1 rRNA gene (only partly in view) is annotated in these 2,673 nt (G+C 56.7%); it reads right to left on the bottom strand.

Features of this window, described 5'->3' with window-relative positions:
* Positions 1 to 3: 3 nt before the first annotated feature.
* Positions 4 to 2,673: ribosomal RNA gene (locus tag ACIPLC_RS38015) — 23S ribosomal RNA — on the bottom strand (it continues 216 nt past the right edge of the window).

Here is a 2,673-nt window from a genome sequence, read left to right on the forward strand (position 1 = left end):
CTGAGGACAAGCCCTCGGCCTATTAGTACCGGTCAACTCCACCCCTCACAGGGCTTCCATATCCGGCCTATCAACCCAGTCGTCTACTGGGAGCCTTACCCTCTCAAGGAGGTGGGAGTGCTCATCTCGAAGCAGGCTTCCCGCTTAGATGCTTTCAGCGGTTATCCCTCCCGAACGTAGCCAACCAGCCATGCCCTTGGCAGGACAACTGGCACACCAGAGGTTCGTCCGTCCCGGTCCTCTCGTACTAGGGACAGCCCTTCTCAACACTCCTACGCGCACAGCGGATAGGGACCGAACTGTCTCACGACGTTCTAAACCCAGCTCGCGTACCGCTTTAATGGGCGAACAGCCCAACCCTTGGGACCTACTCCAGCCCCAGGATGCGACGAGCCGACATCGAGGTGCCAAACCATCCCGTCGATATGGACTCTTGGGGAAGATCAGCCTGTTATCCCCGGGGTACCTTTTATCCGTTGAGCGACGGCGCTTCCACAAGCCACCGCCGGATCACTAGTCCCTACTTTCGTACCTGCTCGACCCGTCAGTCTCACAGTCAAGCTCCCTTGTGCACTTACACTCAACACCTGATTGCCAACCAGGCTGAGGGAACCTTTGGGCGCCTCCGTTACTCTTTAGGAGGCAACCGCCCCAGTTAAACTACCCACCAGACACTGTCCCTGATCCGGATCACGGACCCAGGTTAGACATCCAGCACGACCAGAGTGGTATTTCAACGACGACTCCACAACAACTGGCGTTGCCGCTTCAAAGTCTCCCACCTATCCTACACAAGCCGAACCGAACACCAATATCAAGCTATAGTAAAGGTCCCGGGGTCTTTCCGTCCTGCTGCGCGAAACGAGCATCTTTACTCGTAATGCAATTTCACCGGGCCTATGGTTGAGACAGTCGAGAAGTCGTTACGCCATTCGTGCAGGTCGGAACTTACCCGACAAGGAATTTCGCTACCTTAGGATGGTTATAGTTACCACCGCCGTTTACTGGCGCTTAAGTTCTCAGCTTCGCCCCACCGAAGTGGAGCTAACCGGTCCCCTTAACGTTCCAGCACCGGGCAGGCGTCAGTCCGTATACATCGCCTTACGGCTTCGCACGGACCTGTGTTTTTAGTAAACAGTCGCTTCTCGCTGGTCTCTGCGGCCACCCCCAGCTCAGACAGCAAGTGCCGTCACCAGGAATGGCCCCCCTTCTCCCGAAGTTACGGGGGCATTTTGCCGAGTTCCTTAACCATAGTTCACCCGAACGCCTCGGTATTCTCTACCTGACCACCTGAGTCGGTTTGGGGTACGGGCCGCCATGAAACTCGCTAGAGGCTTTTCTCGACAGCATAGGATCATCCACTTCACCACAATCGGCTCGGCATCAGGTCTCAGCCTCAATGAGTGACGGATTTGCCTATCACTCGGCCTACACCCTTACCCCGGGACAACCACCGCCCGGGCTGGACTACCTTCCTGCGTCACCCCATCGCTCACCTACTGCAGACTTGGTTCAGCGGCTCCACCACGTCCCTTTGTCCGAAGACTCCGGGCCGGCTTCACGGCCTTAGCATCACCTGGTTCAGCGTTGGCGCTTCAAAGCGGGTACGGGAATATCAACCCGTTGTCCATCGACTACGCCTGTCGGCCTCGCCTTAGGTCCCGACTTACCCTGGGCAGATCAGCTTGACCCAGGAACCCTTGGTCAATCGGCGCAAGAGTTTCCCACTCTTGTATCGCTACTCATGCCTGCATTCTCACTCGTATACCGTCCACGACTGGTTTCCACCGCCGCTTCACCCGGCACACGACGCTCCCCTACCCATCACAACAGGCGTTGGCCCTATATGCTGCAATGACACGACTTCGGTGATGTGCTTGAGCCCCGCTACATTGTCGGCGCGGAATCACTTGACCAGTGAGCTATTACGCACTCTTTCAAGGGTGGCTGCTTCTAAGCCAACCTCCTGGTTGTCTCTGCGACTCCACATCCTTTCCCACTTAGCACACGCTTAGGGACCTTAGTCGGTGTTCTGGGCTGTTTCCCTCTCGACCATGGAGCTTATCCCCCACAGTCTCACTGCCACGCTCTCACTTACCGGCATTCGGAGTTTGGCTAAGGTCAGTAACCCGGTAAGGCCCATCGCCTATCCAGTGCTCTACCTCCGGCAAGAAACACGTGACGCTGCACCTAAATGCATTTCGGGGAGAACCAGCTATCACGGAGTTTGATTGGCCTTTCACCCCTAACCACAGGTCATCCCCCAGGTTTTCAACCCTGGTGGGTTCGGTCCTCCACACGGTCTTACCCGCGCTTCAACCTGCCCATGGCTAGATCACTCCGCTTCGGGTCTTGGGCATGCAACTCAAACGCCCTATTCGGACTCGCTTTCGCTACGGCTACCCCACACGGGTTAACCTCGCTACACACCGCAAACTCGCAGGCTCATTCTTCAAAAGGCACGCAGTCACGGCCCACCAGCAAGCTGATGAACGACGCTCCCACGGCTTGTAGGCACACGGTTTCAGGTACTATTTCACTCCGCTCCCGCGGTACTTTTCACCATTCCCTCACGGTACTATCCGCTATCGGTCACCAGGGAATATTTAGGCTTAGCGGGTGGTCCCGCCAGATTCACACGGGATTTCTCGGGCCCCGTGCTACTTGGGAGTT

This window comes from Kitasatospora sp. NPDC086801 (assembly GCF_044745805.1).
Lineage (GTDB): Bacteria > Actinomycetota > Actinomycetes > Streptomycetales > Streptomycetaceae > Kitasatospora.